This is a genomic window from Microbulbifer maximicatervae (SeqCode) (assembly GCF_052467225.1).
The window spans coordinates 3,139,795-3,164,365 of record NZ_CP174303.1 but is presented as its reverse complement, the minus strand read 5'-3'; the positions used below and the strand labels follow the sequence as shown (position 1 = coordinate 3,164,365).

Annotated in this window: 23 protein-coding genes; 10 read left to right on the top strand and 13 right to left on the bottom strand. The window is 44.4% G+C overall.

Annotated features, from left to right (window positions below; translation table 11 throughout):
• Window positions 1–135: 135 nt before the first annotated feature.
• Both ACJJIZ_RS13980 and ACJJIZ_RS13975 read right to left on the bottom strand, forming a co-directional pair.
• Window positions 136–3,156: an AAA domain-containing protein gene (locus ACJJIZ_RS13980; RefSeq protein ID WP_444913815.1), complete on the bottom strand. Its 3,021-nt coding sequence runs from the start codon at window positions 3,154–3,156 to the stop codon at window positions 136–138.
• A 55-nt stretch (window positions 3,157–3,211) separates the two neighbouring features.
• On the bottom strand, window positions 3,212–3,535 hold the full coding sequence (locus ACJJIZ_RS13975) for a hypothetical protein (protein ID WP_444913814.1): 324 nt from the start codon (window positions 3,533–3,535) through the stop codon (window positions 3,212–3,214).
• A 270-nt stretch (window positions 3,536–3,805) separates the two neighbouring features.
• Here ACJJIZ_RS13975 and ACJJIZ_RS13970 point away from each other — a divergent pair, with 270 nt between their 5' ends.
• On the top strand, window positions 3,806–4,699 hold the full coding sequence (locus tag ACJJIZ_RS13970; protein WP_444913813.1) for an enoyl-CoA hydratase/isomerase family protein: 894 nt from the start codon (window positions 3,806–3,808) through the stop codon (window positions 4,697–4,699).
• Window positions 4,700–4,938: 239 nt separating this feature from the next.
• Here ACJJIZ_RS13970 and ACJJIZ_RS13965 read toward each other — a convergent pair whose 3' ends face one another.
• Together ACJJIZ_RS13965 and ACJJIZ_RS13960 are read right to left on the bottom strand one after the other, a co-directional pair.
• Entirely contained in the window at window positions 4,939–5,505 is a 567-nt protein-coding gene (locus ACJJIZ_RS13965; protein ID WP_444913812.1) for a carboxymuconolactone decarboxylase family protein, read from the bottom strand.
• 108 nt (window positions 5,506–5,613) lie between these two features.
• Window positions 5,614–6,276 carry a peroxiredoxin-like family protein gene (locus ACJJIZ_RS13960; RefSeq protein ID WP_444913811.1) on the bottom strand — a complete coding sequence of 221 codons (663 nt, stop codon included), beginning with the start codon at window positions 6,274–6,276 and terminating at the stop codon, window positions 5,614–5,616.
• Window positions 6,277–6,478: 202 nt separating this feature from the next.
• Between ACJJIZ_RS13960 and ACJJIZ_RS13955 the strand changes: the two genes are divergently transcribed.
• On the top strand, window positions 6,479–7,372 hold the full coding sequence (locus tag ACJJIZ_RS13955; RefSeq protein WP_444913810.1) for a LysR family transcriptional regulator: 894 nt from the start codon (window positions 6,479–6,481) through the stop codon (window positions 7,370–7,372).
• Between the two features lie 105 nt (window positions 7,373–7,477).
• On the top strand, window positions 7,478–8,512 hold the full coding sequence (locus ACJJIZ_RS13950; RefSeq protein WP_444913809.1) for an IS481 family transposase: 1,035 nt from the start codon (window positions 7,478–7,480) through the stop codon (window positions 8,510–8,512).
• Window positions 8,513–8,728: 216 nt separating this feature from the next.
• Here ACJJIZ_RS13950 and ACJJIZ_RS13945 read toward each other — a convergent pair whose 3' ends face one another.
• Window positions 8,729–9,478 (bottom strand): alpha/beta hydrolase family protein, encoded by a 750-nt coding sequence (locus ACJJIZ_RS13945; protein ID WP_444913808.1) that lies wholly within the window; start codon window positions 9,476–9,478, stop codon window positions 8,729–8,731.
• A 302-nt stretch (window positions 9,479–9,780) separates the two neighbouring features.
• The gene (locus ACJJIZ_RS13940; RefSeq protein WP_444913807.1) at window positions 9,781–10,677 is read right to left on the bottom strand and encodes a peroxiredoxin family protein; all 897 of its coding nucleotides are present in this window, start codon (window positions 10,675–10,677) and stop codon (window positions 9,781–9,783) included.
• Window positions 10,678–12,582: 1,905 nt separating this feature from the next.
• Here ACJJIZ_RS13940 and ACJJIZ_RS13935 point away from each other — a divergent pair.
• From ACJJIZ_RS13935 to ACJJIZ_RS13925, 3 genes are all read left to right on the top strand, one after another.
• Window positions 12,583–14,004, top strand: coding sequence for a serine hydrolase (locus ACJJIZ_RS13935; protein WP_444913806.1), 1,422 nt, complete (start codon window positions 12,583–12,585; stop codon window positions 14,002–14,004).
• 600 nt (window positions 14,005–14,604) lie between these two features.
• Window positions 14,605–15,594, top strand: a complete 990-nt coding sequence (locus ACJJIZ_RS13930; protein ID WP_444913805.1) for a hypothetical protein — start codon at window positions 14,605–14,607, stop codon at window positions 15,592–15,594.
• Between the two features lie 473 nt (window positions 15,595–16,067).
• A complete protein-coding gene (locus tag ACJJIZ_RS13925) occupies window positions 16,068–16,475 on the top strand; it encodes a DUF427 domain-containing protein (protein ID WP_444913096.1) in 408 nt (135 codons plus the stop codon).
• 76 nt (window positions 16,476–16,551) lie between these two features.
• Here the strand turns inward: ACJJIZ_RS13925 and ACJJIZ_RS13920 are convergent, their stop codons facing one another.
• The 5 genes from ACJJIZ_RS13920 to ACJJIZ_RS13900 all read right to left on the bottom strand — a co-directional run bounded on the left by ACJJIZ_RS13920 (window position 16,552) and on the right by ACJJIZ_RS13900 (window position 19,775).
• Window positions 16,552–17,103 carry a dihydrofolate reductase family protein gene (locus tag ACJJIZ_RS13920; protein WP_444908263.1) on the bottom strand — a complete coding sequence of 184 codons (552 nt, stop codon included), beginning with the start codon at window positions 17,101–17,103 and terminating at the stop codon, window positions 16,552–16,554.
• Between the two features lie 164 nt (window positions 17,104–17,267).
• On the bottom strand, window positions 17,268–17,750 hold the full coding sequence (locus tag ACJJIZ_RS13915) for a VOC family protein (protein ID WP_444913804.1): 483 nt from the start codon (window positions 17,748–17,750) through the stop codon (window positions 17,268–17,270).
• A 230-nt stretch (window positions 17,751–17,980) separates the two neighbouring features.
• Window positions 17,981–18,631, bottom strand: a complete 651-nt coding sequence (locus tag ACJJIZ_RS13910) for a dihydrofolate reductase family protein (protein ID WP_444913803.1) — start codon at window positions 18,629–18,631, stop codon at window positions 17,981–17,983.
• 104 nt (window positions 18,632–18,735) lie between these two features.
• Window positions 18,736–19,209: an SRPBCC family protein gene (locus tag ACJJIZ_RS13905; RefSeq protein ID WP_444913802.1), complete on the bottom strand. Its 474-nt coding sequence runs from the start codon at window positions 19,207–19,209 to the stop codon at window positions 18,736–18,738.
• Window positions 19,210–19,415: 206 nt separating this feature from the next.
• Complete coding sequence (locus tag ACJJIZ_RS13900) at window positions 19,416–19,775, bottom strand: ArsR/SmtB family transcription factor (RefSeq protein ID WP_413661976.1); 360 nt, start codon at window positions 19,773–19,775, stop codon at window positions 19,416–19,418.
• Between the two features lie 288 nt (window positions 19,776–20,063).
• Between ACJJIZ_RS13900 and ACJJIZ_RS13895 the strand changes: the two genes are divergently transcribed.
• Window positions 20,064–20,549: an SRPBCC family protein gene (locus ACJJIZ_RS13895; RefSeq protein WP_444913801.1), complete on the top strand. Its 486-nt coding sequence runs from the start codon at window positions 20,064–20,066 to the stop codon at window positions 20,547–20,549.
• A 21-nt stretch (window positions 20,550–20,570) separates the two neighbouring features.
• Here ACJJIZ_RS13895 and ACJJIZ_RS13890 read toward each other — a convergent pair whose 3' ends face one another.
• The gene (locus tag ACJJIZ_RS13890; protein WP_444913800.1) at window positions 20,571–21,428 is read right to left on the bottom strand and encodes an urea transporter; all 858 of its coding nucleotides are present in this window, start codon (window positions 21,426–21,428) and stop codon (window positions 20,571–20,573) included.
• 447 nt (window positions 21,429–21,875) lie between these two features.
• On the opposite strand from ACJJIZ_RS13890, the gene ACJJIZ_RS13885 reads away from it, so the two are divergent.
• Complete coding sequence (locus ACJJIZ_RS13885) at window positions 21,876–22,244, top strand: putative quinol monooxygenase (RefSeq protein WP_108733199.1); 369 nt, start codon at window positions 21,876–21,878, stop codon at window positions 22,242–22,244.
• Between the two features lie 120 nt (window positions 22,245–22,364).
• On the opposite strand, the gene ACJJIZ_RS13880 is transcribed toward ACJJIZ_RS13885, so the two are convergent.
• Entirely contained in the window at window positions 22,365–23,042 is a 678-nt protein-coding gene (locus ACJJIZ_RS13880; protein ID WP_444913799.1) for a hypothetical protein, read from the bottom strand.
• A gap of 336 nt (window positions 23,043–23,378) precedes the next feature.
• On the opposite strand from ACJJIZ_RS13880, the gene ACJJIZ_RS13875 reads away from it, so the two are divergent.
• Both ACJJIZ_RS13875 and ACJJIZ_RS13870 read left to right on the top strand, forming a co-directional pair.
• A complete protein-coding gene (locus ACJJIZ_RS13875) occupies window positions 23,379–23,789 on the top strand; it encodes a thioredoxin family protein (RefSeq protein WP_444913798.1) in 411 nt (136 codons plus the stop codon).
• Entirely contained in the window at window positions 23,782–24,483 is a 702-nt protein-coding gene (locus tag ACJJIZ_RS13870) for a cytochrome c biogenesis CcdA family protein (protein WP_444913797.1), read from the top strand. Before ACJJIZ_RS13875 ends, ACJJIZ_RS13870 begins: the two co-directional genes overlap by 8 nt.
• Window positions 24,484–24,571: the final 88 nt, after the last annotated feature.

Genomic DNA, 24,571 nt, shown 5'->3' with positions numbered 1-24,571 from the left:
CACTTTTTGGGAGATGCTCCCTGATTTGCCTGTTCTTGTTACGCGAGCACTAACAACTGTTGGGCTGAGGTAATGTGTCTGCCCTATTGTCTCTAGAGCCCAGCCCCAGCGGTATTCAGGCATAAGATAGATTATTTATGCAGGTAAGGTTGTATTAATCGTTTTCAACTCACGTCTCAACATTCCTGAAGGTGATCCACTTGCTCCCACGCCAAAGACCTCAGGGTGCCCGAAAACAATAAACGAATCCTTAGCACGGGAAACCGCCACATTTAGCATGTTGCTTCCTCTATCGTAGAATTTCGCAGTAGCTTTGTTGTTTTCGCCATAAACACTGGAAAATAACACTAATAACCGCTCATCCCCCTGAAGCTTGTGAACTGTACCAACTGTAAGCCCATGAATACCGTACTGCTGAAGAAGTTTCTCAATGACTACTGCTTGTTTACTGAACGGCGTAACTATTCCCACAGACTTTTTTAATACTTCAGTATCGCTCAGCTGAATCATCTTTTCATCCTGCTTTCTCGCGTAATCAAGAATAGTTGTGCGTTCATTGTATAACCAGCGCACAATGGCTGTGGCCTCTTCTGAATTTGCTCGACTTCCACCTATGGAATGTGATGAAGAAAAAACCTCATGAAAACTCATCGTGCCCCATGGTACATCTAACTTTGGATTTCCTCTAAGCGCGTCAAGCTCACCCTTGTAGACCAACTTGTTACAATATTTAATTATGTCGTCATAGCAGCGACGATGTTCAGTAAGATATAAGCCTCTAGATAATTTCTCATACTGATGATATTTCGATTGACGCTGAGCGACTCTCATCACATTGCCACTGCTTGCAAGCAGCCCACTTTTCTTCCAAAACTCTTCATATTGCTGCATATCGTTAAGAAGGCCAAGCTGATTGAGGTTCGCCAAATCAATTGTTTCTGGAACACTCCATACAGGCTCAATTTGATCTGTATCGCCGACAATCAGTGCTCTTCGCGATAATGAAAAGCTGGCTGCTGAAACTTCAGTCAACGCCTGACCAGCCTCATCGACGATCAACAAATCTATTTCTTCAAAAAGTGGTTTATCTTCTCCGCGATAAGCCGTAAAAATAGCTGGTAACATATAGAACGTGGAAACGAAACAGGGAGTCAGTTTTGCATGCCTACGATATCGCCTAGGCATTGTTGTGGGTGACCTCTCATACTCATCAGGGTTTAGTAGAAAACTGTCAGTTTCTTCAATCCACCTTGCTTCCCAGTAGTGAGTTGCCACCTTAAAACTTGTAAACCGCAATGTACGATCAACAATTTCTGCACATTGATCCGCAAGCCCTTTTGTAAATAGCTCTTTCGGTCGATATTGTGCAATCAGGTTTTCAATATCTTTTCTGGCTGAAAGATAGTTAGTCAACACTTTCTTGTATTGCGTTAAGCGATTTTTAAGGATTGCTAGATCCTCTTTTAAGTCACTACATTTTCTTTTAAACCAAGCATCTACCTCGTCATCAGAGAAATCTTCCACATGAATGCTATCAAACCATCTGCTAAGCAGCCTTTCAGTTTTCCGATATTCGATTTTTCGAATTGTGGAAATAAACATTAAAAAATGTATGAAAATAGATCGGCCTTCCCATAGCTCGCAAACCATTTCGTGTTGTTTTTGTGCTTCGTGCAGTTTTCGATTAACATTCTCAATCTTCGATTGATGGTCTTTTATTACTGATTTCATATCTTCAATCGATTTTGCGATAGAGAGAAATCTTGACTCTGACTTGATAAATCTTTTCTTGATGCTTGCTGCATTAGAGATTTTGCTAACAAGGCCCTTTAGGTTGTGATGAAGAATTGATTTTGCATCCCCTACTTTTTCTATAGTCCTTCCATGCCATGTAGATGCTCGCTGGAGATATGTCTTTTTAGCTACATCAATATATTCTTTATTTTGGTACTTCCTGATAGTACCATCACCACTAGAGTCCATATGCAAGTAAGGAGTACTTTTCTTTTTATCCGCCGCACAACAGTAAAGACCATAGCTGTCCAAGTCAGGTAACCACCGTCCCTTAAGCGACTCATCAAGCCCGTCTTCGTCCACCTTTGCGAAGCTTTCCAAGATATTCGTTACAGCTTGATTGTTATTCGAAGCTGCAACAATCAAAGGGGGGGCAGATTCATTCAGTGCAGCAGTAGTCCAAAGGTTAGCTACAATACTACGAAGTAGAGTTGTTTTTCCCGTACCGGGAGGACCATTAATGGCGAGAATTTCTCCATTCTTTTGCTTAGAAGAGTAATGTAATCCATTTCGTTGGTGGTTTGATAATGCAAACTCTCCCGTCATTTGAGCTATATGATAAGCTTCCCCTACTTCGTTATGAACAAGCATTTCATGGGGGATTAGTTTCAGGTCATTTGCGCCTACAAAACGGCGGTACAGCAATGGATAATTTTCTCTCGCTAACAATGTTTCGAGCACACCAATAATTTTGGCCTTCGCTCCTACGACTGGAGGCTCTATTTGGAAAAGACATTGCCCCGAAACTGTGTACTCAGAATGCAAAGGAACTTTAAAAAGAAGCGCATCTGCTGAAATACTCTCAGTTTCTTCGTAATCAACCGCGGTAGCCAACATGGCTTCACAGTGGGACACTAAATCTGCCCAAGACTCAATTCCTTCATACGGATTCAAAGTCAAAAACTCATCTACATTTGAGAATTCCGCAAAAGGTTGGGTCGCACTGGTATTTGGTGACAGCCATTCCCTGGGTATCCAGGCTGCGCGACTACCAGGTAATAAAGTTCCATTTCGTTGCAGCCGTACAAACACGCACAAGGGTGTAAGAACCTTACGTTTTAATGCGGTGCTGCTGCCTCTCTGATAATTGTAGATATCAATTCTGGGTAGAAGGACAAGTTCCACTTCATTTAGCGGTGGGGATTTAGGCTTTTGCCGTCTATTGATTATTTTTTCTGCCAGGTCTCGTGGAATGCACCCCTGACTCCAGATGCTCGCTGGTTGAGCAATATATGCGACTGACGCCTTTGTGGGTTTACTGTGCCCTAGGGCTGGAAGTAGATCCTTATCTGCCGGACAAAGTCGCTCGCCGTCAACTAATGATTGCTTAAAATATGACGTTAACTTGTGAGTGAATTCCATATCAAAGTGACTCAACAATCCAAATTTTGAATAATACTCTATGAGATTTTATCAATCATTCACCTGTCAAAATTGACCGAAAGTTAGCCCAATCAATCGAAGCCATCGCAGTCGGTTGTTTAAGATGAATGAGAGCAAGCGCATCTAGTTTTTGAACCATATCATAAGGTGTTGCTGGTCTAACGAAGTGCGCTAAAATTATCTGCCAGATTGCAATCAAATTATAAGTAGTATTGTGGACTCGAAATTTCCTTTTTTCAGAAATTTGTAAGATTTCTGTTTCGGTCACGGATTCTAAAAAAAGACATGGTGGAAATAAAAAAATCAAAAGGACTGTGTTTAATAGTATTCTAAGGTGCATGATTGCCGCTTTCCCCATCGAATACCCAAGTAAAGTTAAATAAATGCAGAAGCCTTAAGGGATAAATATTAAGAATCAGTATGTCACTATATAATCACTACTGGAGCCAATGTGCAAGATTTCGTTGTGCTAGCAAATAAAAGTTTATTATGTGCAGAAGGTTCTTCCGTACTAGGTTGCGTTAAATATTGATTAAATCTAAATTTAGCCTGGATTAAATTCTTATTTGATGTATCAATGGTAGGTTTTAAATATTACTTCGACGCCACATGATAAAGGTCTTATGACATGGAATATCATCATATTAAATACGAGCAAATTGGCCCTGTAGCCATCGTTACTTTTAACCGTCCAGAGGTTAAGAACTGTATTGGTACTCGCGCTCACCGTGAGCTGGTGGATGCATTCGATCGCTTTCGTACCGATGACGGAGCAAAAGTTGCGGTAATCACCGGTGCTGGCGATTCTGCATTTTGTGCAGGGGGTGATTTGAAAAGCAATCTTGCTGCAACCGAACCCACTAATCGCCCCGATCCTGACGTGGCTGTTTTATGTCCTGTAGAACCCGCTGATATTGCCCGACATAATCGAGGTGAAGCTCCAGGGATTATAGGTCCATCCCGCTGGACCGATATTTATAAGCCTATCATTGCGGCTGTGAACGGAATTGCTTATGCGGGTGGCTTTGAGTGGGCATGTTTTGCCGATATGCGGATTGTAGAAGAACACGCATCCTTTGGTATGACTTGTCGTCGTTGGAATATCGGCTTAGCCGATGGTGGTACTCAGCGTTTGCCGCGTATTGTTGGTATGGGGCGAGCGCTGGAGTTAATCATCACGGGAAAAGTTATTGATGCTGAAGAAGCTTATCGCATTGGGTTGGCCAACGAAGTGGTGCCAAAGGGAGCCGCATTAGATCGTGCCGTAGAGTTAGCACAGTATATCTCCACCCTTCCCCAGCCAGCGATTCACTCTGATAAAGAAGCCGCCATTCGTGGTTATGGAAAGGATCTTGATGAAGGTCTACGAATTGAGGCTGAGTGCTTTAACCGATTATTCAGCGACTCTGAATCCAAAGAAGAGCTGTCTGAAGGCTTGAGACGCTTTAACGAGCGCGATCATCCTGACCGAGTGCGAGGACAAGCCAAAACGCCCGGCATTATTCGTAGCGAAATGGAATAATTGTGATAAGCCAAAAGAAGGCTGTATTCAAGAGGATGTATTGTTTAGGGGCTTAGATACCTCGAATATATCTCGGACAATGTAGTAGAGGCCCATAGTGGTTATATGGGCCTCATTACTTTGGTGAATCAGTGGCGTTCTTATCGTCACTTTTATGATCTGGACAGACGCCCTCTTCCCAAGGCCCAGTCTTTATTAGACGCATGAATCGGATACATGTTGTTTATTTGCTGTTACGCTCAACCATTCGAATCCATATCCTTACTCCAGGCCATTGGCAAAAACGCATCATCGAGACTGACATTCAGATTGTGGGTAGAGTAATTCGAGAGTACTTTTAGACTGGTTCCAACTATCACCTCTAGAACTGTCTCTTTCGTATAACCTGCTGCAAGAAACGCCTCAACCTCCTCTTCTGTAGCCCATCCACGTTTCTCATTGATAATGACACTGAATGCTCGGAGCGCTTCGAGTTTAGGATCATCGAGTTTTTTGCCACTACGCAGCGCCTTGATGACATTTTCATCTACACCGGCCATTTTGCAAACTGCGGTATGCGCAGCCATGCAGTAGGTGCAACCGTTTAGGCGGCTGTTTGTCATCAGGATTATCTCTCGCTCCGTTTCGCTCAAACGAGATTTATCGAATAATCCCATAAGTGTTAGGTAGCTCTCTACCATTACAGGTGATTCGGCCATGGTTGCCATTAGATTGGGTACAAATCCCATTTTCTTTTTAGCGGCTTCTAGAGTGGGCTTAGAGGCTTCTGGTGCTGTTTCAATTGTGTAACGTGTAAAATTGACCATGAGTCTTACCATATAAGTTGGGTTTTACGGTGCTCGATATCGATTTACATTGAGTGCTTCCACCTCTTTGGCGCTAGTCAGCGCTAAAGAGGTGGAGGTGTTTACATACTATGCAGTTGTAGACTGGCTCAGTTTTTCAAGTACGGGAAATAAGTCGCTGGGTTCGGGGCGACGCGTATAGTCAGGATTCACTTCCGCATATGCGATTGTTCCATCGGTATCTATGACATATCTTGCAGGCATAGGTAAGTTCCACGCGCCGTCACGATGGATGGTCGGGAGTTCGACTTTGAACATCTTGTGGAACTCAATTACATAAGGTTGTAATGTCCAGCGGATACCAAACTCTTCTGCAAGCTTTCCACTTTGATCAGTCAGAATTGGGAAGCTTAGCTTGTTATCTCTCTGAGATTTGCGGCTTTCAGCGGGCCCTTGCATGGAAATAGCAACCAGGGTTGCGCCACGCGCTTTGATCTCTGCAGCAACTTCTTCTAACGCTTGCAGCTCAATATTGCAGTAAGGGCACCACACGCCTCGATAGAACGTTAGAATAACGGGCCCTTTGGCAAGGAGTTCTTCCAGGGCAACGTCGTTACCGTCTGAATCTGGCAATGTAAAGTATGGGACTTTCTCCCCTACTTTAATCGAACGTTCAACTTGGCCACTAGCAGCCAATTCCTTGGATGATCTAGCAAAGGCTTCAAATGCTCCTTCCGGGGCCTGTTGCTTAAATACTTCTTTGAAAGCATCTAGTTTGTCTTGAAGAGACATAACCTATTCCTCTAATGGTTTAAAGTTTGGAAGCGCGAGCTTTGGGTAAGCCTTCGATGGACCAAGAGGCGATGTACTTAACTCTCCAATTGGCCTCTATGCAGGTACTTACGCCAAACCACTATTGGGAAGGTTAGTTACTTTGATTTGTGCTATAAACATGCTATTTTGAAACTCATTGTATCCATTAGGGACACAATCTGTGTTTCAACAAGCCCATTTGAACGAAATAGTCGTATTTATTGCCGTAGCCGAACACGGAAGCTTTACAAAGGCGGCGGCATCATTGAACTCAACCAAATCAGGCGCTGGTAAGGCAGTTAAGAAGCTTGAGGAGGAATTGGGTCTTAAGCTATTCAACAGAACCACACGAAGTATCAGGCTGACAGAAGAAGGCAAAATATTTCTAGATGCCGCAAAACATGCGTTAGAAACAATCAATGAGGCCAGGCTTTTGCTGCATGCCAGAAAGGATGAGCCTGCCGGACGATTGCGTATCAATTTGCCAATAGGCATAGGCCGAAATATTGTCAGTGCTTTAAAGGGGTTCACGCAGTTGCATCCCAAGGTTACGGTCGAGGTCTCTCTTTCAGACAGTCTAGAGGACGCTATTAGAGGTGAATGGGATGTCGTCGTGAGGATTGGTGAACTGGAAGATAGTTCTTTTATCGCAAAAAAAATATGTGAAACCAGACGTATCCTGTGCGCTTCACCTGAATATCTTTCACAAAAGGGTATGCCAAAGACTTTGGAAGATTTAAAGGAGCATGATTCTCTTGTTTTCCGTGCACCTACAGGAAAATTGAGAGGCTGGTTGTTCCAAGAAGATGGAGGCCCAATTACTGAATTTTCCCCCTCACCGCTAGCAATATTCAGAGATGGACGAACTCTGATTGACGCAGTGGTAGCCGGTATGGGAATAGCTCAGGTATATGATAAAGCGCTTGGCTTTTCTGTTCAAAATAGTGAAGTTGTTGAGTTATTCCGAGAGAAAGCAGTTCCAGGACCGCCTGTTAGCGCACTGATTCCCAGTGGCCGAGCGATGCCGGCAAAGACCAGAGTCTTTATCGAGTTTCTAAAAAAGGAACTGAGTTAAGCTGTATTAGTTCAGACCAAATCTGACACATCCTCTTGAAAAAGAGGGGTTTACCGGTTTTGATGAAGGTGCCTAAACCTAAAAACAAAACCAAGGATAAACCCCATGATCCATACTAATGATCGTATCATCAAACACAAGACCGGATTGCTCAATCTTGCAGAAGAGCTTGGCAACATCTCAAAAGCTTGCAAGATGCTTGGTGTTTCGAGAGACACTTTCTATCGGTACAAGGAAGCTGCTTCAAGTGGCGGTGTGGACGCCCTTCTTGAAAAGAGTCGACGGGTGCCTAACCACAAGAACCGTGTTGACACAGCAATTGAAGAGGCCGTGTTGACTTATGCCCTCCAAGAGCCTGCCCATGGACAGGTTCGAGTCTCCAATGAGCTACGTAAACGTGGCGTATTCGTGTCCCCTAGTGGTGTTCGGAGTATCTGGTTACGGAACGACCTGGCTAACTTCAAGTTACGATTAAAAGCACTTGAAGCCAAGGTGGCTAAGGAGGGGCTAATCCTCACGGAGTCGCAGGTTCAGGCCTTGGAAAGAAAGCGACATGATGATGAAGCCTGCGGGGAAATTGATACTCAACACCCCGGCTATCTAGGTTCTCAGGACACCTTCTATGTAGGAACATTTAAGGGGGTTGGGCGTGTTTACCAACAAACCTATGTCGACACCTATGCAAAGGTAGCCCATTGCAAGTTGTACACCACTAAGACGCCAATCACAGCAGCAGATCTTCTGAATGATCGTGTATTACCGTTTTACGCCATGCATGATCTGCCGGTGTTGCGTATTTTGACTGACCGCGGTACTGAATATTGCGGCAAGCTGGAGCAGCATGATTATCAGTTGTACTTGAATATCAACGAGATAGAACATACCAAGACAAAAGCCAGGCACCCACAAACAAATGGTATCTGTGAGCGCTTCCATAAAACTATATTACAAGAGTTCTACCAGCCATCGTTACGACGAAAGATCTATGGATCAATAGAAGAGCTACAAAAGGATCTGGACGAATGGCTCGTATATTACAATAATGATCGAACTCATCAGGGTAAAAAGTGTTGTGGTCGCACACCGATGGTAACCCTTGAAGAGGGTAAAAGTATCTGGAAGGAGAAACTCGTAAACTGAATTTGACCTGACAGAGTACCTTCTGAAAAACCGGTAACTGTCAGATCAAGTCTGAACTACTACAGTTAAGCCCCGGATTACTAGGTGGACTAGGAGCAACCTAAATTCCATCTAGTGCTGTTTCTATTGTTCTTTACAGCCCAGCTCTCGATAGTTGACGGTTCTTTACTGTTGTAAGACTTTAAAGTTCGATATTACTCTCTGTAACATTCGATATTAATTAATGTATCTTTGAACCCAGGCTCCAATAACATTACCGACATATTCAGCATCTGATTTTTTCATAAGCAAATGATCGGCTTTGTCTAAAGAAATAAAACTTTTAGGATGGTTCGCAGCAGCGAATATTTTCGCCGCATGCTCAATTGAAACAGTACTGTCTAGTGGTGAATGCATTACTAGCAGCGCTTTCCTTAATTCCTTAAGGTTAACCAAGACGTCTGCTTCATTTATATCATCAATGAACTGCTTCTTTAGCGTAAACTCTCGCCCAGCCAGAACCACTCTTGCCTGACCTGTTTTATTGATGCTATCGAGTTCATCTTTAAACATATGCTGGATGTGTTTAACATCACTTGGGGCAGCTATAGTAACAACAGCTTTAGCTGTCTTTATCATACCAGCGGCTTTCAAAACGGCAGCACCTCCAAAACTATGCCCAATTAACAATTTTGGTGCCTCGAAGCGGTTTTTGATTTCACTGTAAGCACTAAGTAAATCTTCAACATTGGATGAAAAATTAGTATTGGAAAAATCTCCATCACTATTACCCAATCCAGTGAAGTCAAACCTTAATACTGATATTCCTTTACTGGTTAATGACTTACAAATATTGCTTGCTGCAATAATATCTTTTGAGCAAGTAAAGCAATGTGCAAAAATTGCATAAGCCTTTGGGGTTCCAACAGATTCCTCTAACTTGCCCTTTAATTCTACGCCATCACGATTTGGGAAGTTAAACTCCATGACGTTCTCCAATTTCAATTACTTATAGAATACTCTAATCTCAACAAGGAAAAACCCCTGTCTATCATAGAAAGGGGTATGTGAATATGTGATAGTCTTTTATATGTCAACTGATATAAGGTAGACCTGTATTTGCTTAGGCATCGATAGAATCTTCAGGCTTTATATAATCCATATTGGTTGTTCTAAGGCATTTACTTAATCCAGGTTCAGGCCTGCGACAATATTGCTAGCTAGACAGTTATCTTTCACTCTTCATGGGCCTATCGATAAGCTCTATGAGAGATTGATATCTTACCTCACTAGGCGGTACCTTTGAGAGTTGGGTTAGCATCTAAAGTCTGCGGCTTTGAGCCTTCAAAAACATGCAGAAACGTTGTCGGGTCTGGGCGTCTCCGATAATTGTCGGTCTCATCACCGAATATAACCGTACCATCTTCATCCAGTGCTATCACTGTGGCCATAACGGTATCCTTAGGGTACCCAGGCATTCCTGCAGGGGAACCGCCAATATCTTCAATGCCTAGAGCTTTAGCACCCATTAAGTTGTCATCTTGAAGAATTTCAAAATGACCAGGTAGGTCAAGCTTGTCGGCTAACTTCCTTGAGTTGTCGTAGCCTTGGTTAGAGATAAACTTTACCTTCACATCATATTGCTTAAGTGTCTCAGCATACTTCTTTACTTCTTTTAACTGGTTCATACAAAATGGGCACCAGTTGGCTCTAAAGAACACTAATAGTGTTTTAGATTCGTCAAAAGAAGTGGAAGACACAGCCGATTTATCTAATCGATTAAAGTTCATTTCAGGCAGTTTTTGGCCTTTTGATATGGCCTTGCTCTTTCTGCGGTTGTAAACGGAGAATGACCAGACATACCAATGAAGGGATACGAAGCCCAGGGCAGCAGCTGCAATAGGAACGTACTGAGACAAGGACATTGGAGCCTGGTTCGAATAAGTTGAATAAGCAACCAGTGCAACTCCTAAAAAGTTAACGGCTTGAATAACTGGCAGCCTTTCTGATGTTCTTGAAATGCTGAACACGTTTGTTAAGACCATCAAGAAAAATGGTAAAGGTAGGGTCGCTAAAAGTGCGCCGACCCAAACCGGATCGCCGCCAGACATATAGATCATGATGCCGGACCCTACTCCGCCAAGCATGTTTAATAGAATCATTGGTAAAATAAGTTTTGCTTTCATTTCAAGCTCCTGAAGCGTTGGGTTAATGTCCAAAACTTGCGATCTATCCTAGTACATCACATTGACTCAATAATTAGTTCAAATAGAGAAACAATGTTGCGAAAACGGATACAATCGGATTTATTTTATCGATCTATTAGTAGTGGCTGGCATGAGTAACTTACACTCAGTTCTAGCAGGATTTTAGTATTTCTTAACAAATAAAGGAGCGAGTAAGCTGGAAGAAGGTGTAAAGATGTAGACAAGATCAGACCACGATCTGACAGATCGTCTTGAATAAGAAGGGTTTACCGGTTTTGATGAAAGTGCCTAAACCTAAAAGCAAAACCAAGGATAAACCCCATGATCCATACTAATGATCGCATCATCAAACATTAACTGCTAGGTGATTTCGATTGCAATACCACTCCAAACGTAACTATGCCTTCCAGCGTTTTGATGACGCAACGTTCGCCATCCAATATCAGCCCTCCAAACTGGTTGATCTTCATTCGGGTTATAATATTTGACTGTGGTCCCATCCTTGGCAACCAGGATATTATGGAAACCCATTTCATGAGCAGACCCAGGGGAAGGGCCTCGAAACATCATAAAAGCGCAATTGTAATAGGTGTCGGTAAGCAAGTTCCTCGGCATTCCCCCATTACTAGCTGGCTGTATGAGATTTGTAAACAACGCATTATAATCAACTCTATTGCCCGGCTGCGCGAATTGAAGGCACATGTCTTTCTGGGTCGCGTCATATAAAATCCGACCGGTACGCCCAGGGCACTGGGTATTCACATAGTTTCGCACACGCATCGGTGAACTATTGTTGGCCGCCACTAAGGGATGGTCGGCACCGTTTGGCATCGGAGGTAGGTCCCCATTCTGCCATTTGATAGCGCGCCACAGAGTGTCTTCCACAAAACTCTGTGGCCTTGGCGCACGGAGATCAAATCCTGACACTGCGATCTCGGTACAGTGAGCGGCGCAAGAATTACCGTTCTGACTCGGTAAAGTTTTAAGATTCAACATCAAAATTTCCTTTTTCGTTGTGCTTGACAGTGAGAGTAGTGAGTCCAATGTACCAATTTGATGGACAGTAATATATAAAATGGAGTGAAAAATAAGATTACGAGTTATTACGTAACCAGCAGTAAAACCGCGTACTTCCCTTTCCTGATTTAAGGGCCATTTTTTCAATACCACTTTCAAAGGACTTCGAGACTGAAGCAGCTCTGAATACAGAGATATAAATTCTTAAATCAATCGCTATAGCAGTTCTACGGTCGTTAGTAACCATAGAGAATTTATTAATAAAAAAGGGAAATGTTTTTAGTCAGCGTTTTAACCTCCATATCCTTGGCATAATCGTATAAATTTAATAATGCCGTTAGGAAGGGCTATAGATGTTTGATGTGGCCCAATACACTCCAAACTATTTTTTATATTTCTAGATAACGCAGAAGACGGGCCCTTAAATTTTCGGGTCATTCTAATCTTCCATTTATGGCAGTTACCAGCTGGAGAATAGCCTCATAAGGACGAGGTTTTCAGGAGTGTAAACTTGCTTTCCGTCAGTGCCTTGACTCTACCAATAACCTAATATTTTCTATCAAACTCATTTCAGAATTTTTATAAACGTGCTTTACTAGTATAAAAAGCTCGGTTATCCCCTGAGCCTCTTTATTCAGCATCACAGGTTATTGGCAGTAGTTCTTTTTGAGGATCTAACTGTTCTAACTTTACTGGTTGCTCCACCAGCTCCATAGTTCTGCTTATCCTCCATTAGGCTCCGTTTGCCCAAAATGCGTTTATCTCTGTTAGTGATCAGCGTATCTATCACAAGAACTTTTATGCCTTTCTGATAGTCAAAGTTTACCAACTAAATTCTGGAAAGTTTTTGAATAGGTGTTGATTGCCATGGAACGACGTGATTTCACAAAATTATTTCTTGGAGCTACCTCTGTATTTGCTGTCCCTCAACCACTCATCGCTTTAGATGCTTTATCAAGTCACCCAGTGAATGATGATGAGTTTCAACGTCTGATTCGCCATCGTATTCTTAAGCAACACGCAGCACATGCAGCAGTTGCAGGTACCCTAAATTCTTCTGGTCGTCGAATCATTACTGTTCGAGAGCCTGAAGCCAAGGATACTTATCAACTAGGGGGCGATACGATTTTTGAAATTGCGTCGTTAACTAAGATATTTACGGCCTTGCTATTGGCTGTTGAAGTTGTACATAAGAGAGTGAAACTCGATGATCCTCTCCAGGATTACGTACCAGCCGGTGTAAAAGCTCCAACTTTTGAAGGGCAACAAATCACTCTCGCCGACCTGGCTACTCATGCTGCTTCTCTTCCTCTAAGACCAAATAATCTTGCTGCATTGGCGCCCGATGCGCCCAATAAGTACGCTGGTTATTCCTTTGAGCAGCTCTATGGTGGCTTGCCAAGTTATCATCTGAAAGCTACCCCGGGTACTCAATTCAGCTATTCAAACCTGGCTTTTGGGCTCTTAGGTCAAGGACTTGCTTTGAAAGAAGGCCGCTCTTTTGCAACGATACTGCGAGAGCGTGTGACGGGACCTTTAGGGCTAAGTGATACCACTTTAGAGGATGATCCCAAGAAGTCTGCTCGGCGAGCTCAAGGCCATGACTTTTATCTCAGTCCGATCGGCCCAACAAGCGATGGAGTGCTCTCACCGGCTGGCGGTTTACGATCTACAGCCAGCGACCTCCTCACACTTCTCGACTTGTTTATCAACGGTCGAGGTCCTAAGGATTTGGTTGCCGCATCGCGGTTAATGCTGTCAATTGATAGGCCGGGAGGCAGTGATATCACTCGTATGGCCCTGGGTTGGCGCAGGACAACCACCAATGGAGAGACTTATTATTGGTCCAATGGCAGCAGTGATGGATCGCGTACATTTATGGGCTTTAACCCAGCGCGGGGAGCAGGTGTTGTTGCCTTGGCAGATACTGCCAGCGGTGAAGGGCTGGATGATATTGGCCATCACTTCTTGAACCCCGAGCAGACGGTATCTACCAAGATTGTCCCTGTCCCAGACTTCATCACTTTACCAGAGGAGGTGCTTTTGAGAGGTGTCGGGCGCTATGGGCACGGAACAGATGATATTGTCGAAATCAGCCGTGGCTATACAGGTCTTATAGTTTCAGCGGAATATGGAGAGTTCGTAATTCGACCGCAATCGTCCACAATCTATGCATCGAAGATGGTCCCAGGGTTGACTATTGAGTTTGAGGAGGGCGATATGAGCCCTGCCCGCTCGTTTATTCTTCGTCAAGGTGGAAAAGCTTATTCCTATAAACGACTGCCCTAGCTTGAATGGTCGGCTAGTTACTACTGGGGTGGAAGGAAAGAATACACCGCACGCGAGACCCGCTGAGAATACATCCCTGTAAGCTCCTAATCGGCATCGATGCCTCATAGGGTCCCATGCGCGATGTATTTTTCCCTTCTCCCTTTTTAGTAAGTGCAGCCTAGGGAAATATTGGAAGAAACAGTTTTAACTTATTGATTAATTGAGATTTTTTATGTCAGTCAGGTCATTGCTGCAAATTGATTTATCAATACCACATCTTAATTGGGCTGGATTTGGCCGGGTTTCGTAGTGGCCGACGCTAAGTAATTACTAGCCGAGTTAAAAATCAGCAAAAATCAGTTAAAGTGACTCAAAGTACTGCGAACTACCTCAATCCCTCCACAATATTAATCTATGAGTAATCTCCAGAAGAATTATTGCAAGATACTTGAATTCGAGGTGGATTGTTAAGAAGTGCTATTCCTGAATGATTTCAAGAATATTAATGTACAGGCGTGCTAAGTAATATTATATATTCTATTTTGCTCGGATTTGGCATCAGAGCAAAAACAGTGAATTCCATCGCTGAAAGTAGCAGGAAAAGGCAGGAGAATAATTATGACAAAAATAGTGAGCCGCAGTATCAACCGGGAAGTGAGTTTTACCGTGTTGGTAGAGGATAATTCGTCGATACTTTTTCAAACGAAGGTCAAAAAATCACTCGAAAACTGGCTGGATGAAGCACAGGCTATCTTAAAGCGAGCGATAGATATGTGTACTGTAGCGATTACATACCCTGATAAGGTTCCTGATAAGTTTAAAAATTTAGTCTCCTACTACTTCGGCCTTCCTATGGATTGCCCGCCACAAAGATATTCAAATTGCGTAAATGCGATACTCCAAAAACTCAGTAAAACCCAGATAGGCTTGAGTGGTGATGTAGAGTGTGCGGATGTAAAAATGATGCCCACCTTATGTAAAGTTCAATGCTCTACCATATCGACGATAGGGTATCCATTTGGTATTGAGGACCCTTCAAAAAATGCGGCCGGGTTTGTGTTTGTGCCCTTTACGGAAAGTTGGGGCAGATCAATTTCAAACTTCTGTAAGTTGTCATGGGCCGGTGGAGGGCAACTTAAGGGGGGGAGCTTTATGAAGCCCAATCAAAATCCTATCTGTTTAAGTTTTAGTAAAATTTGGGAAAAAGGTGAGGTTTTCTGCATTGTTACTCTGATCCATGAAGGAACACATAAATATGCGCAAACCGTGGATCATAAATATTTTAATGATGAAGGCATTGCGGGTAAATTGGATAAAGCTATCAGTGAAGGTGGCGCTATTTGGATGAAGTTCCATCAGGACAATGGTAAAACCCATGATCAAGCGTTCAAGCTTGTTGTACAGCAGGCATTCAATCAGTTACGCGGACAAGATGCAGCGGCAACACTTATGGCAGAGCTCACTGAAGTCAAAGCGGTGGAAAATGCAGACTCAGTGGCATGGTTCGCGTATGACGTAGCTCAGCTTCCCTCTGAGCAGGAAGTTGGGAGAATTGTTACCGGGATGGTAGGTAAACGAAAAGTACACCCAAGCCTACTTAATCACTAAAGGAAAACCCAGGGGGCAGTCTAATTAATTGAGACGATTACGTTTCCTGCAATTTGGGGTCCTATCCCGAAATCAGAGAACTGTCCCTGTAAACCCAAGGGTTTCTATATTTGGGGTGTAGATACTCTGTTGTATGCGTGAGTGGTGAAGGATTGGTTGATATTGGTCGCCACTTCCCGTACGCCGAGTACACGGTAACAATTTACACTGTTACTACCTCAGATTTTGTCGCTGGAATTGGAGAGGTACTTTAGGGAGTTGGCTAACGCGTGCGAAGCAGGTGATACCATCGAAATCAGTCGTGACCATGCAAACCCTATTGTTTCAACGGGATCTGGAGAGTTCGTAATTCGGCGGCAATCGTCCACAATTTATGCATCGAAGATCGTATCAGCGCTAACTATTGAGTCCAAGTGAGGTGACATGAGGCTCGCTGTTCGCGCTTCAGGCTAATACCTTGAAAGGAAAGATCAATGCCCTATCCAGAAGTTACGATGTCTAGTGACACAATCCACAACCCGAAAGAACCCCGACACCTTATGCGCGCCAAGATTGTGCCTAGGACAGTGCGTGTGCGTCGTGGTGGCAAGGTGATTGCCGAGAGTAGTAATGCTTTGAGAGTCACAGAACTCGCAAAAGATATGTTCGACCCCGTATTCTACTTCCCTAGAGAAGATGTTCTTGCTCCCCTCTCCCTTATAGAGGGAAAGACAAGCTATTGCCCACTGAAAGGCGATGCCAGCTACTTCTCAATCGATGATAGCGGAGAAGCTATTGCATGGGCCTATGAAGCTGCTTTTGACTTTGCCGGGGTGATCAACGGGCGTATTGCCTTCTATCCAGATCAAGTGGCAATCGAAGAGGTTGGAACTTCATCATGACCCTCTTCCCATAGACTCTTTTAGGTTAATGATACAAACCATGCCTAGAAGCTGGCTGCAATAACGCTCCGCCCTTTTATAGGCACTTGTAGCGAAGGACTACTCCGCCCGTTTCAAGGGTATCTGCCCGCATCAACTTAAAATTTTTCTGGATACCGTCAGGTTTGAAGAGAGGTGAGCCAGCTCCTAGTACGATAGGTGCTAGGCATATCCGGTACTCGTCTACTAGACCTTCTCTGAGCAGAGTAGCTACAAGATTCGAACTACCAAATACGAAGATTTCCCTCTTCCCGGTCTCTTTTTTCAGCGCGCGAACATGTTCGGCCGCCTCGCCTTTCAGTAGACGAGTATTTGACCAATTGGCGGTTTCTAGCGTGCGAGAGATGACGGCTTTTTCAAGCGAGTTCATCATGTCCGCAATAGCCCCAGTTTCGTTTTGCCAATAATCGGCCATTCCTTTATAGGTGCGACATCCGAATAGCAAGGTGCCGATTTCATCACCCTGTCGAAGAGAGAAGGCTTCTAATTCGTCGCCCCACACTGTTGCGTGATGGTCCAATGACCATGGGGCGGTGCCTTCAAAGCAGCCGTCCAATGACATCACATTCCAAACCACTAACCGTCTCACAATCTGATCCTCATATATTTGTCTCTTGCATTGTCTGTTGGGACTGAGCTTGATGAGGGTAGTGTCACTCAGCTTGTTAGGGCCTTGCGCTAGTAGCTCTGGGCTTCCGAGGCGGTTTGGCCATGCGTAGTTTAAATACTCTTTCGCGATATCTCTCTGTTACTTCAAACCGAATTTGTAGCAGCTTGAATTGTCGCAATATCGATCTTTCTCATGGTCATCATCGCGGTGAAGGCGCGCTTTGCCTTGTTACGGTCGGGATTCGTTGTAAGATCGAGTAGCAGTTTTGGCGTAATTTGCCACGAGTGACCCCAGCGATCCTTACACCAACCGCAGGCGCTCTCTTGCCCACCGTTATCCACAATCGCATTCCAGTAACGGTCAGTTTCCTCCTGGTTTTCGGTGATAACCATGAAACTGACCGATTCATTCGGAGTTAGATTTGGGCCACCATTCAGACCTATAAACTTGCGCCCGAGGACAGTCAATTCAACGGTTAGCTCACTGCCCTCATGGCCACCGGGGTAGTCGGCGGCGGCCGCATTAACGCGGTCGACATGGCTGTTAGGAAAAGTTGCTGCATAGAATTCCGCCGCTTTCTTTGCTTCGCCGTAGTCGAACCAAAGACAGGTAACGAGTTCTGTCATTTTGATATCTCCTTGGGATTTAAACGGGTCGAATACTTACTCTGCTGAAAGGCTCTGGCATTGATAGTTATATCGGGACATCTGGTGGGCGTTCCAGATCTGATCTTACTGCCGAGCGTATCGGCATAATGTGCGCAGCTCCCCTTGAATACCAAGTAAGTGATGGGCTCCATAACTTTCGAGTTCCTATCTCTGCTTATCTATCCCAAATTGCGCTTAGACTGCCGGCCCTACTCTCGTTGCAGGGAGAAATCTCCAGTCGTGATACTTCCGCCTCGAACATAGGTCACACAAATTACACCGCTATCTGTCGTCATGGCTTGCTGTACATGGAACGCTGTAGGGATCACACCTGAACCGAAAAGACGTTTCCCGTTACCCAGGACCAAAGGAAAAATCAGTAATTTGAACTGATCAATTAGGTCCGCTTTGAGTAGAGTTTGAATAAAGTCAGCACTGCCTGGAACCAACAAATCAGGGCCATTGCTAGCCTTAATTACACGAAGCCTCGAGATTGGGTCATCCCCCAGCCACTCACTGCCTTCCCAGGTAAACTCAGGTTTCGTGCGGGAAGCCACGTATCGTGTTGTACCGTCGATTTTTTTGGCCAGCTGGATTTCACTTTCATCAACACCCTCAGGCGGAGGGTCAGCAGCAACTTTTGGCCAATGTGCAGCGAAAATATTGTGAGTCCGATGGCCAAGTAGTAACTCAAATGGTGCTGCGAACACATTGCCCATGAATTCACCAACACCTTCATCAAAATAGGAAGCTACCCATCCACCAAGCTCAAAGCCCCCTGAAGAGTCCTCTTCCGGGCCGCCAGGGGCCTGCATCACACCATCCAGGCTAATAAACGTGTTTACAGTTATTTTTCGCACAAGTTCTTCCCTGTTGGTTCTATTGGTCCAAATGATGCTGCGGGTTGTACTTGGACTGTTACTCAATGGCTATTGAAGCCTGAAGAGAAGCAATATTGCCCTTCCTATTCGGCTTCTACTTTTCTTGCTTCCAAGTATGCAGTCAGATTGGAAAGAGCGCGCTGCCACCCATTGCGAGTTCCCTCGATTATTCCCGAGCCGACCAGGGAGGCGACTTGTATCGTTACCTTGAGTTCTGTCACGCTTTCACTATTGCCGATCTCCACGCTAATCAAAGAGATACTCAGTGGAGAGCCATCCGTAGTTACACGTTCGGTGAACAGAAGCCGATGTGGCCTTCTGATTTCGTAATAGTGTGTTTCAACCCTGAATCGCAGATCGTTACTTTGACCGCATCGATGTATGTCAATGCCTCCTTCGCGAAAGTCATTTTCGAGAAATTCAATTGTTTCATCTTCAGAAGGAGGCCCCCATATCGAGCGGGCTTGCGGGTCTTCCCATGCGGAAAATACCCGCTCTCTCGGTGCTTTGATCGTTCTACTGATCGATATGGTGTCGTGGGATAAATCTTGGCTCATGCGAATCCCTCTGCGATGTTTGCAAAGCGTGAACAGCCGAGTGCAAAAAATAACGATAGTTAGCTTTTTGGATAACTATAGTTAACAGCAATTGTTAGGTCAATGGATAACCCGCGAAAGGCTCCGCGCGGTTAAAGCTTCAGTGCTAGGTGGGGTGGAGGGAGAGAAATTGGTTTACGCCTATGGGATCCGTACTGTTCGGGCATTTACCCCTTTTGTACTAAGTCATCCTGCTCTTCTGCATCGAGCGTTTCGACATAGCTCGCCATCCGAGCCATCCGGCCTTCCCATATAGCCGTTTGTGTATTGATCCATTTTTGTGCGGCAGTCAGTTGCTTGGGTTTTATCTCACAGGTTCGCACGCGACCGGTTTTCTTGGAGCGAATCAAGCCCGCATCCTCCAGCACACCAATATGCTTCATGAATGAAGGGAGTGCCATCTCAAATGGTTCTGCGAGCTCGGTGACCGACGCTGGTCCGCTTATCAAATGCTGAATGACAGCGCGTCGTGTTGGATCAGCCAGAGCTTGGAAAACAGTATTCAGGTTGTCGTGATTTTCTTCCATCTGAATAAGTATATCGCTGAAAAATTGTTAGGCAATGGCTACTGGGTGTAGCTACGTATTAAAAGCAGCTTAAGGTTACTTGGAAACTGCTTATTCAGTCATTCGATTAGCCTCGCCACCTCAACGATAATGGATATGCTCTAGAGCGTCTGCAAGCGCTGGTTTGGCTCCCTACTATGATCATAGAATCAGGTGGAGTCGATTAAATGGTGTTATAGGGCAAAGATAAAATGTTTCAGTGTTAACAGGCTACTGGAACCCCATTACTTAAAAGAATAAGGTGCAACAGTGATCGATTTTACTTATCAAAAGGATGTTCAAATCGAACCTATCTCTTATACAGTCCGGGCAGTGCCAGAGAAGGTCTTTGATGCCTGGATCATACCCAACATGGTTGAAAAATGGTGGGGGCCTGACGATTTCACGACACGTGTACTCAACCTCACCGCCAAGGTTGGTGGGTGCTTTGCTTTTGAGATGACTGCTCCAAACGGCAGTTCCTGCATTATGTCTGGTGTGTATCGCAGCGTTGACAGGCCAAAGCGATTGGTTTTTGAAGTCCACGAGCATTGCAATCTTAATCTGCCAAACAGCACCGAGCCGCAAGAGAATGCATCTTTGGTCGAAGTTGTTTTCAGGGGCAGTGAGCTTGGTACCATCGTTACTCTGACACATACGCTTCTCAACACTGACTATGCAAAACTGGCAAAAGTCAGTTGGACTCAATCAATTCGTCAAATGGAAGCTGTACTTACCGAATCTTTCACGAGTTAGTGTTTTCTCTAATGGACTGGATTAATGAGTTAATGTAAGTTTTCTTTGGATCAACAATATAATCCAGCTAGCGATAACAAATGGTGCGGTTAATACAATAATATCAGCGCTCATAAAAGCCATTGCGATTGGAACGGTTAATATGCTCCCTGCAATTGGGGCTAGCCATCGCTTACGACCATTTGATAATGCAATAGCGCTCAAAGATGCATTGTAACCGAAGAGCCCGGCAAGAATTAATGTGGGTGATAAGGCCAGGAACATGGCCAGTGATGTGGCCAGCATTCCACCAATAATACTCCAAAACGCATGAGATTTATTCGAGATAAAAATCCCAATTAAAAAACAAATACCTGTAATGGCATTGTTCTGAAAGATGATTTGACCAATACCTTCGAATATCCCCCAGGTTGAGGTGTTTTCGTTAACGAATGCTGCAGTTGGCGCTAGATCTAGTGCTGGAGCCAATATCCATATAGCCCATATCACCAGAATGTAGGGTGCAGTATAAGGCGGAAGGACAAAATGAAGCAGCATAAAGCGCATGATTAAGACTGTTAAAGCGCTTCCACCGATAATCAATAAAAAAGTCATTAGGGATGGAGCATATAATAAGAATATGACTACACCGATCAAAGCTCCATTGTACCCAAATAGTCCATCTTCAATTTGTTTTACGGGGTAATTAAGAATAGTTGCACAGGCAGTTGCGGTGATAACCCCAATTGCGACCCCTATAGCCATGGTAATAGAGTTAACTGTTACTCCGAGTATGAATAGAAAACCACTCAAGGCGTTTCTTTGCAGGATGACCTGGCTAATTCCTCTGAATAGACTGACAAGACAATTTCTGAGTTTTGTAGTTATTGGCTTTTTCATTGTATCTCTATTACAGCCTTAATTCGAATTAGTTAGTGTGGCTGCCAGATTTTTAGCCAAGTGAAATTAGAATATATTGTGTATGAGATTAGCAAAGGGGTTATCCATTATCTTTCTTAATCTGAATAAGTTGTAATAGTCCCTGCCCACTCACTTGTTCACGGTCATAAATATACTATTAACTTTAGGTTATCCAGAATAAGCCATGGGCAATACACATTTACCAGGTAAGCTCGATATATTGTAGTGCTACTTAGTTGACTGTCACGTTCTGATCAGAAGCCTGTAGTCTGCTTTAACTTATTAAATTTTCTTCATACCTGTGATTAAATGTGCTTCCCCAAAAACCATCTACAATTCAACACACCACTTAAGCGCCGTGGGTAGTACTTTAAGCTATTCCGGTGTATATGGTTAAACGATACTTTCGGTAGTGAGGTAGCAAGCATGTTTAACAACGTAGGTTGGATTATCGAGGGAAAGATAAGAAAGGGACATGAAGCGGAGTTCAAAGCTGTTGTGAATGAGATGGTCGCAGCAACTAAGAAAGAAGGTGGAACCCTGAACTACCAGTATTACGTAACCGATGATGGAAACGTGCTTATCTATGAGCATTTCAAGGATTCCAAATCCGCTCATAAGCATATTGACTCGTGGGACAACTTTGCCGATCGTTGGATAGCGGCTGCTGAACCGACTCGCTTAGTCCACCTGGGAGATATGCCACAAGATCTTCGGGAGCGTCACTCAGGCCTGCAATCAACTCTATACCACCCTTACGCTGGATTTGAACGTTCAGGCGGTAAGGCTCACTAACCGTTTAGGGAAAAAAGTAAAGGTGTAAGACTTTCACCAGTTGAGTTGATAACTACATGTTTCAAGACAACTGGTGAAGGTTGGGTACCCTTTCATTTATAAAAAGTTACTCCAGCAGCTTCATGGAATCCCATATTTCTCAGCCAATCGATCGATTTCTGCTTGTGATCTGGAATTATCTGGACACTTCGCACCAAACCATGGGTTTAGATCACTGTCTGTATTTGTAGCAGGTAGCTCTTTAACATCAAAACAGCGGTCTCCAACTTGAACAAAGGTTCCTGTCGAGGTCTGGTATCTGTTTTCTGTAGGCTGATATCGACGGACTTTGTTGCGTTCCCTGGCTATTTTTCTCTCAAGAGCGGGATTGAATACAGACGGTTGTCGCCCTGACCTTGGCGCAGTTGGGAAATCCCCGGAATGGGGCCTTGCCTCCAATGCTCCTTCCAATTTGGGGGGTGGCTCTTCTATTTTGGCTGGCTTCACCTTATTCAAACGATCAGGTATTGGCGGGCTAGTAATGGGTACTGCATCTGTCTGAGCGTTAATTTCTTGCTTTGATACTGCGCTCGGTTCTTCATCTGTTGGCGGAGACGTAGAAGGCAGAGGAGTAAATGAGGCCAGTAATTTGACTTCTAGCGACGTTTTGGTCCTAGGAGTTGGACCTGGAGCTATTGATACTGGAACAACTATCAGTGCTATATGGGTTCCAATAGCAATCAGTACTGAGACTGCAAAGCGCCAATTTTGGGTGGTTTTGATGTTGGAGAGTGAAGGTGTCGTCGTATTAAAATCCATCTACTTCGTAGACCATATCTCAATAGACCTGGCCAAAACCCTTTTCCGAAAAACTCTGTGATTAGTGCGATAACAGGTAGGACTCCCACAGATCTTATAAGTTCTTTGGAGCCTCCAACTTCACCTGGTTGTTACTTTATGGCAATGAGGCCATCGCCCTCCTCCTGTTAGCCATCTTCGCTACTGAATACACAGAGAACAGCCCTAGGGTTCCTAATCAAACAAATCCTCTTTGCCTTACTGTAAGAATTTGCACTCCAGTACGACCAAGATGGGTATCTAAACAGATTGTCTTCAAATTAGGGCTTATACCCTGCCACTAAGGATATGGATTGTATGAAATTTATCCGCTTAGCTCTTCGCACCTTGATCGCCGCTACATTAGTTTTTTCTATGCCATTCGCTCTAGCATCAGAGCCATTTTCCGAAGAACGATTCAAGGAGTTACAAGCCGCCAAACGACCCATTTTGATCGATGTGAGAGCAGATTGGTGCCCAACCTGTAAAAAGCAGGGCGAGATTCTGGCGCAGTTTCAGAGGGACAATGCCCAGTGTGGCATTACGATCCTGAATGTGGATTTCGACTCCCAGAAAAAATGGGTTAAGCACTTCCGCGCTCCTCGGCAATCAACGCTACTACTGTTTAATGGAGAGCAACAGGTGTGGTTCAGTGTTGCCGAAACTCGTGCCGATGTAATTCAGCAGAATATCTTCGATTCAGTTAAGGCTTGCACTGACAATGCTTGAGCTTAGCGCCATCCCCCTGGCTTTGGTCGCGGGTACCCTCAGTATTCTCTCCCCCTGCGTTTGGCCGTTGGTGCCAATGGTTGTCGGCGCTTCTAATAGTGCCGGGCGCTGGGGGCCGTACGCGTTGGCGACTGGGCTGAGTTTGTCATTTGCATTGGCAGGTACTGTGCTGAGCTTTCTATTGGTCTCCTTAGGATTAGACCCAGAACTCTTCCGCTATATTGCCGCGATAATGTTAGTGGCGGTTGCACTAGTCTTGTTGATCAAACCACTTTCCGATTGGCTGACCTTGCGCTTATCAAAAATCACCGCAGGGGCGAGCATTACCGGTGATGGAGCTTGGGCTGGGCAGTTTGGTATTGGCTTCCTTACCGGAATCATCTGGCTGCCATGTGTTGGCCCTACCCTGGGTGCCGCTATAGCACTGGCTTCCATGGGCCAGCAATTGGGGCAGTCATTTATGGTGATGTTTGCTTTCGGACTAGGTACTGGTGCAGCGCTTTTAGTGGCTGGGGGGTTATCGAGGCAGATTTATACTCGACTGTCACCATCAGTTGGGGCTTTCGCGATTGGAGGCAAAACAGTACTAGGTCTTATACTATTACTACTCGGGGTACTGGTCTTGAGTGGGCTTGATAAGGTAATGGAAGCCTGGGCTTTGAATTGGATTCCCGAGTGGACTTTCAGTTTTTGATGGTCTTTTAGTGGCAAGCCAAGCCATATTGGTTTTTATGGGCCGGGTATTCTTATTCGGCCTTCTTAACTTGGAATCACAAAATTAG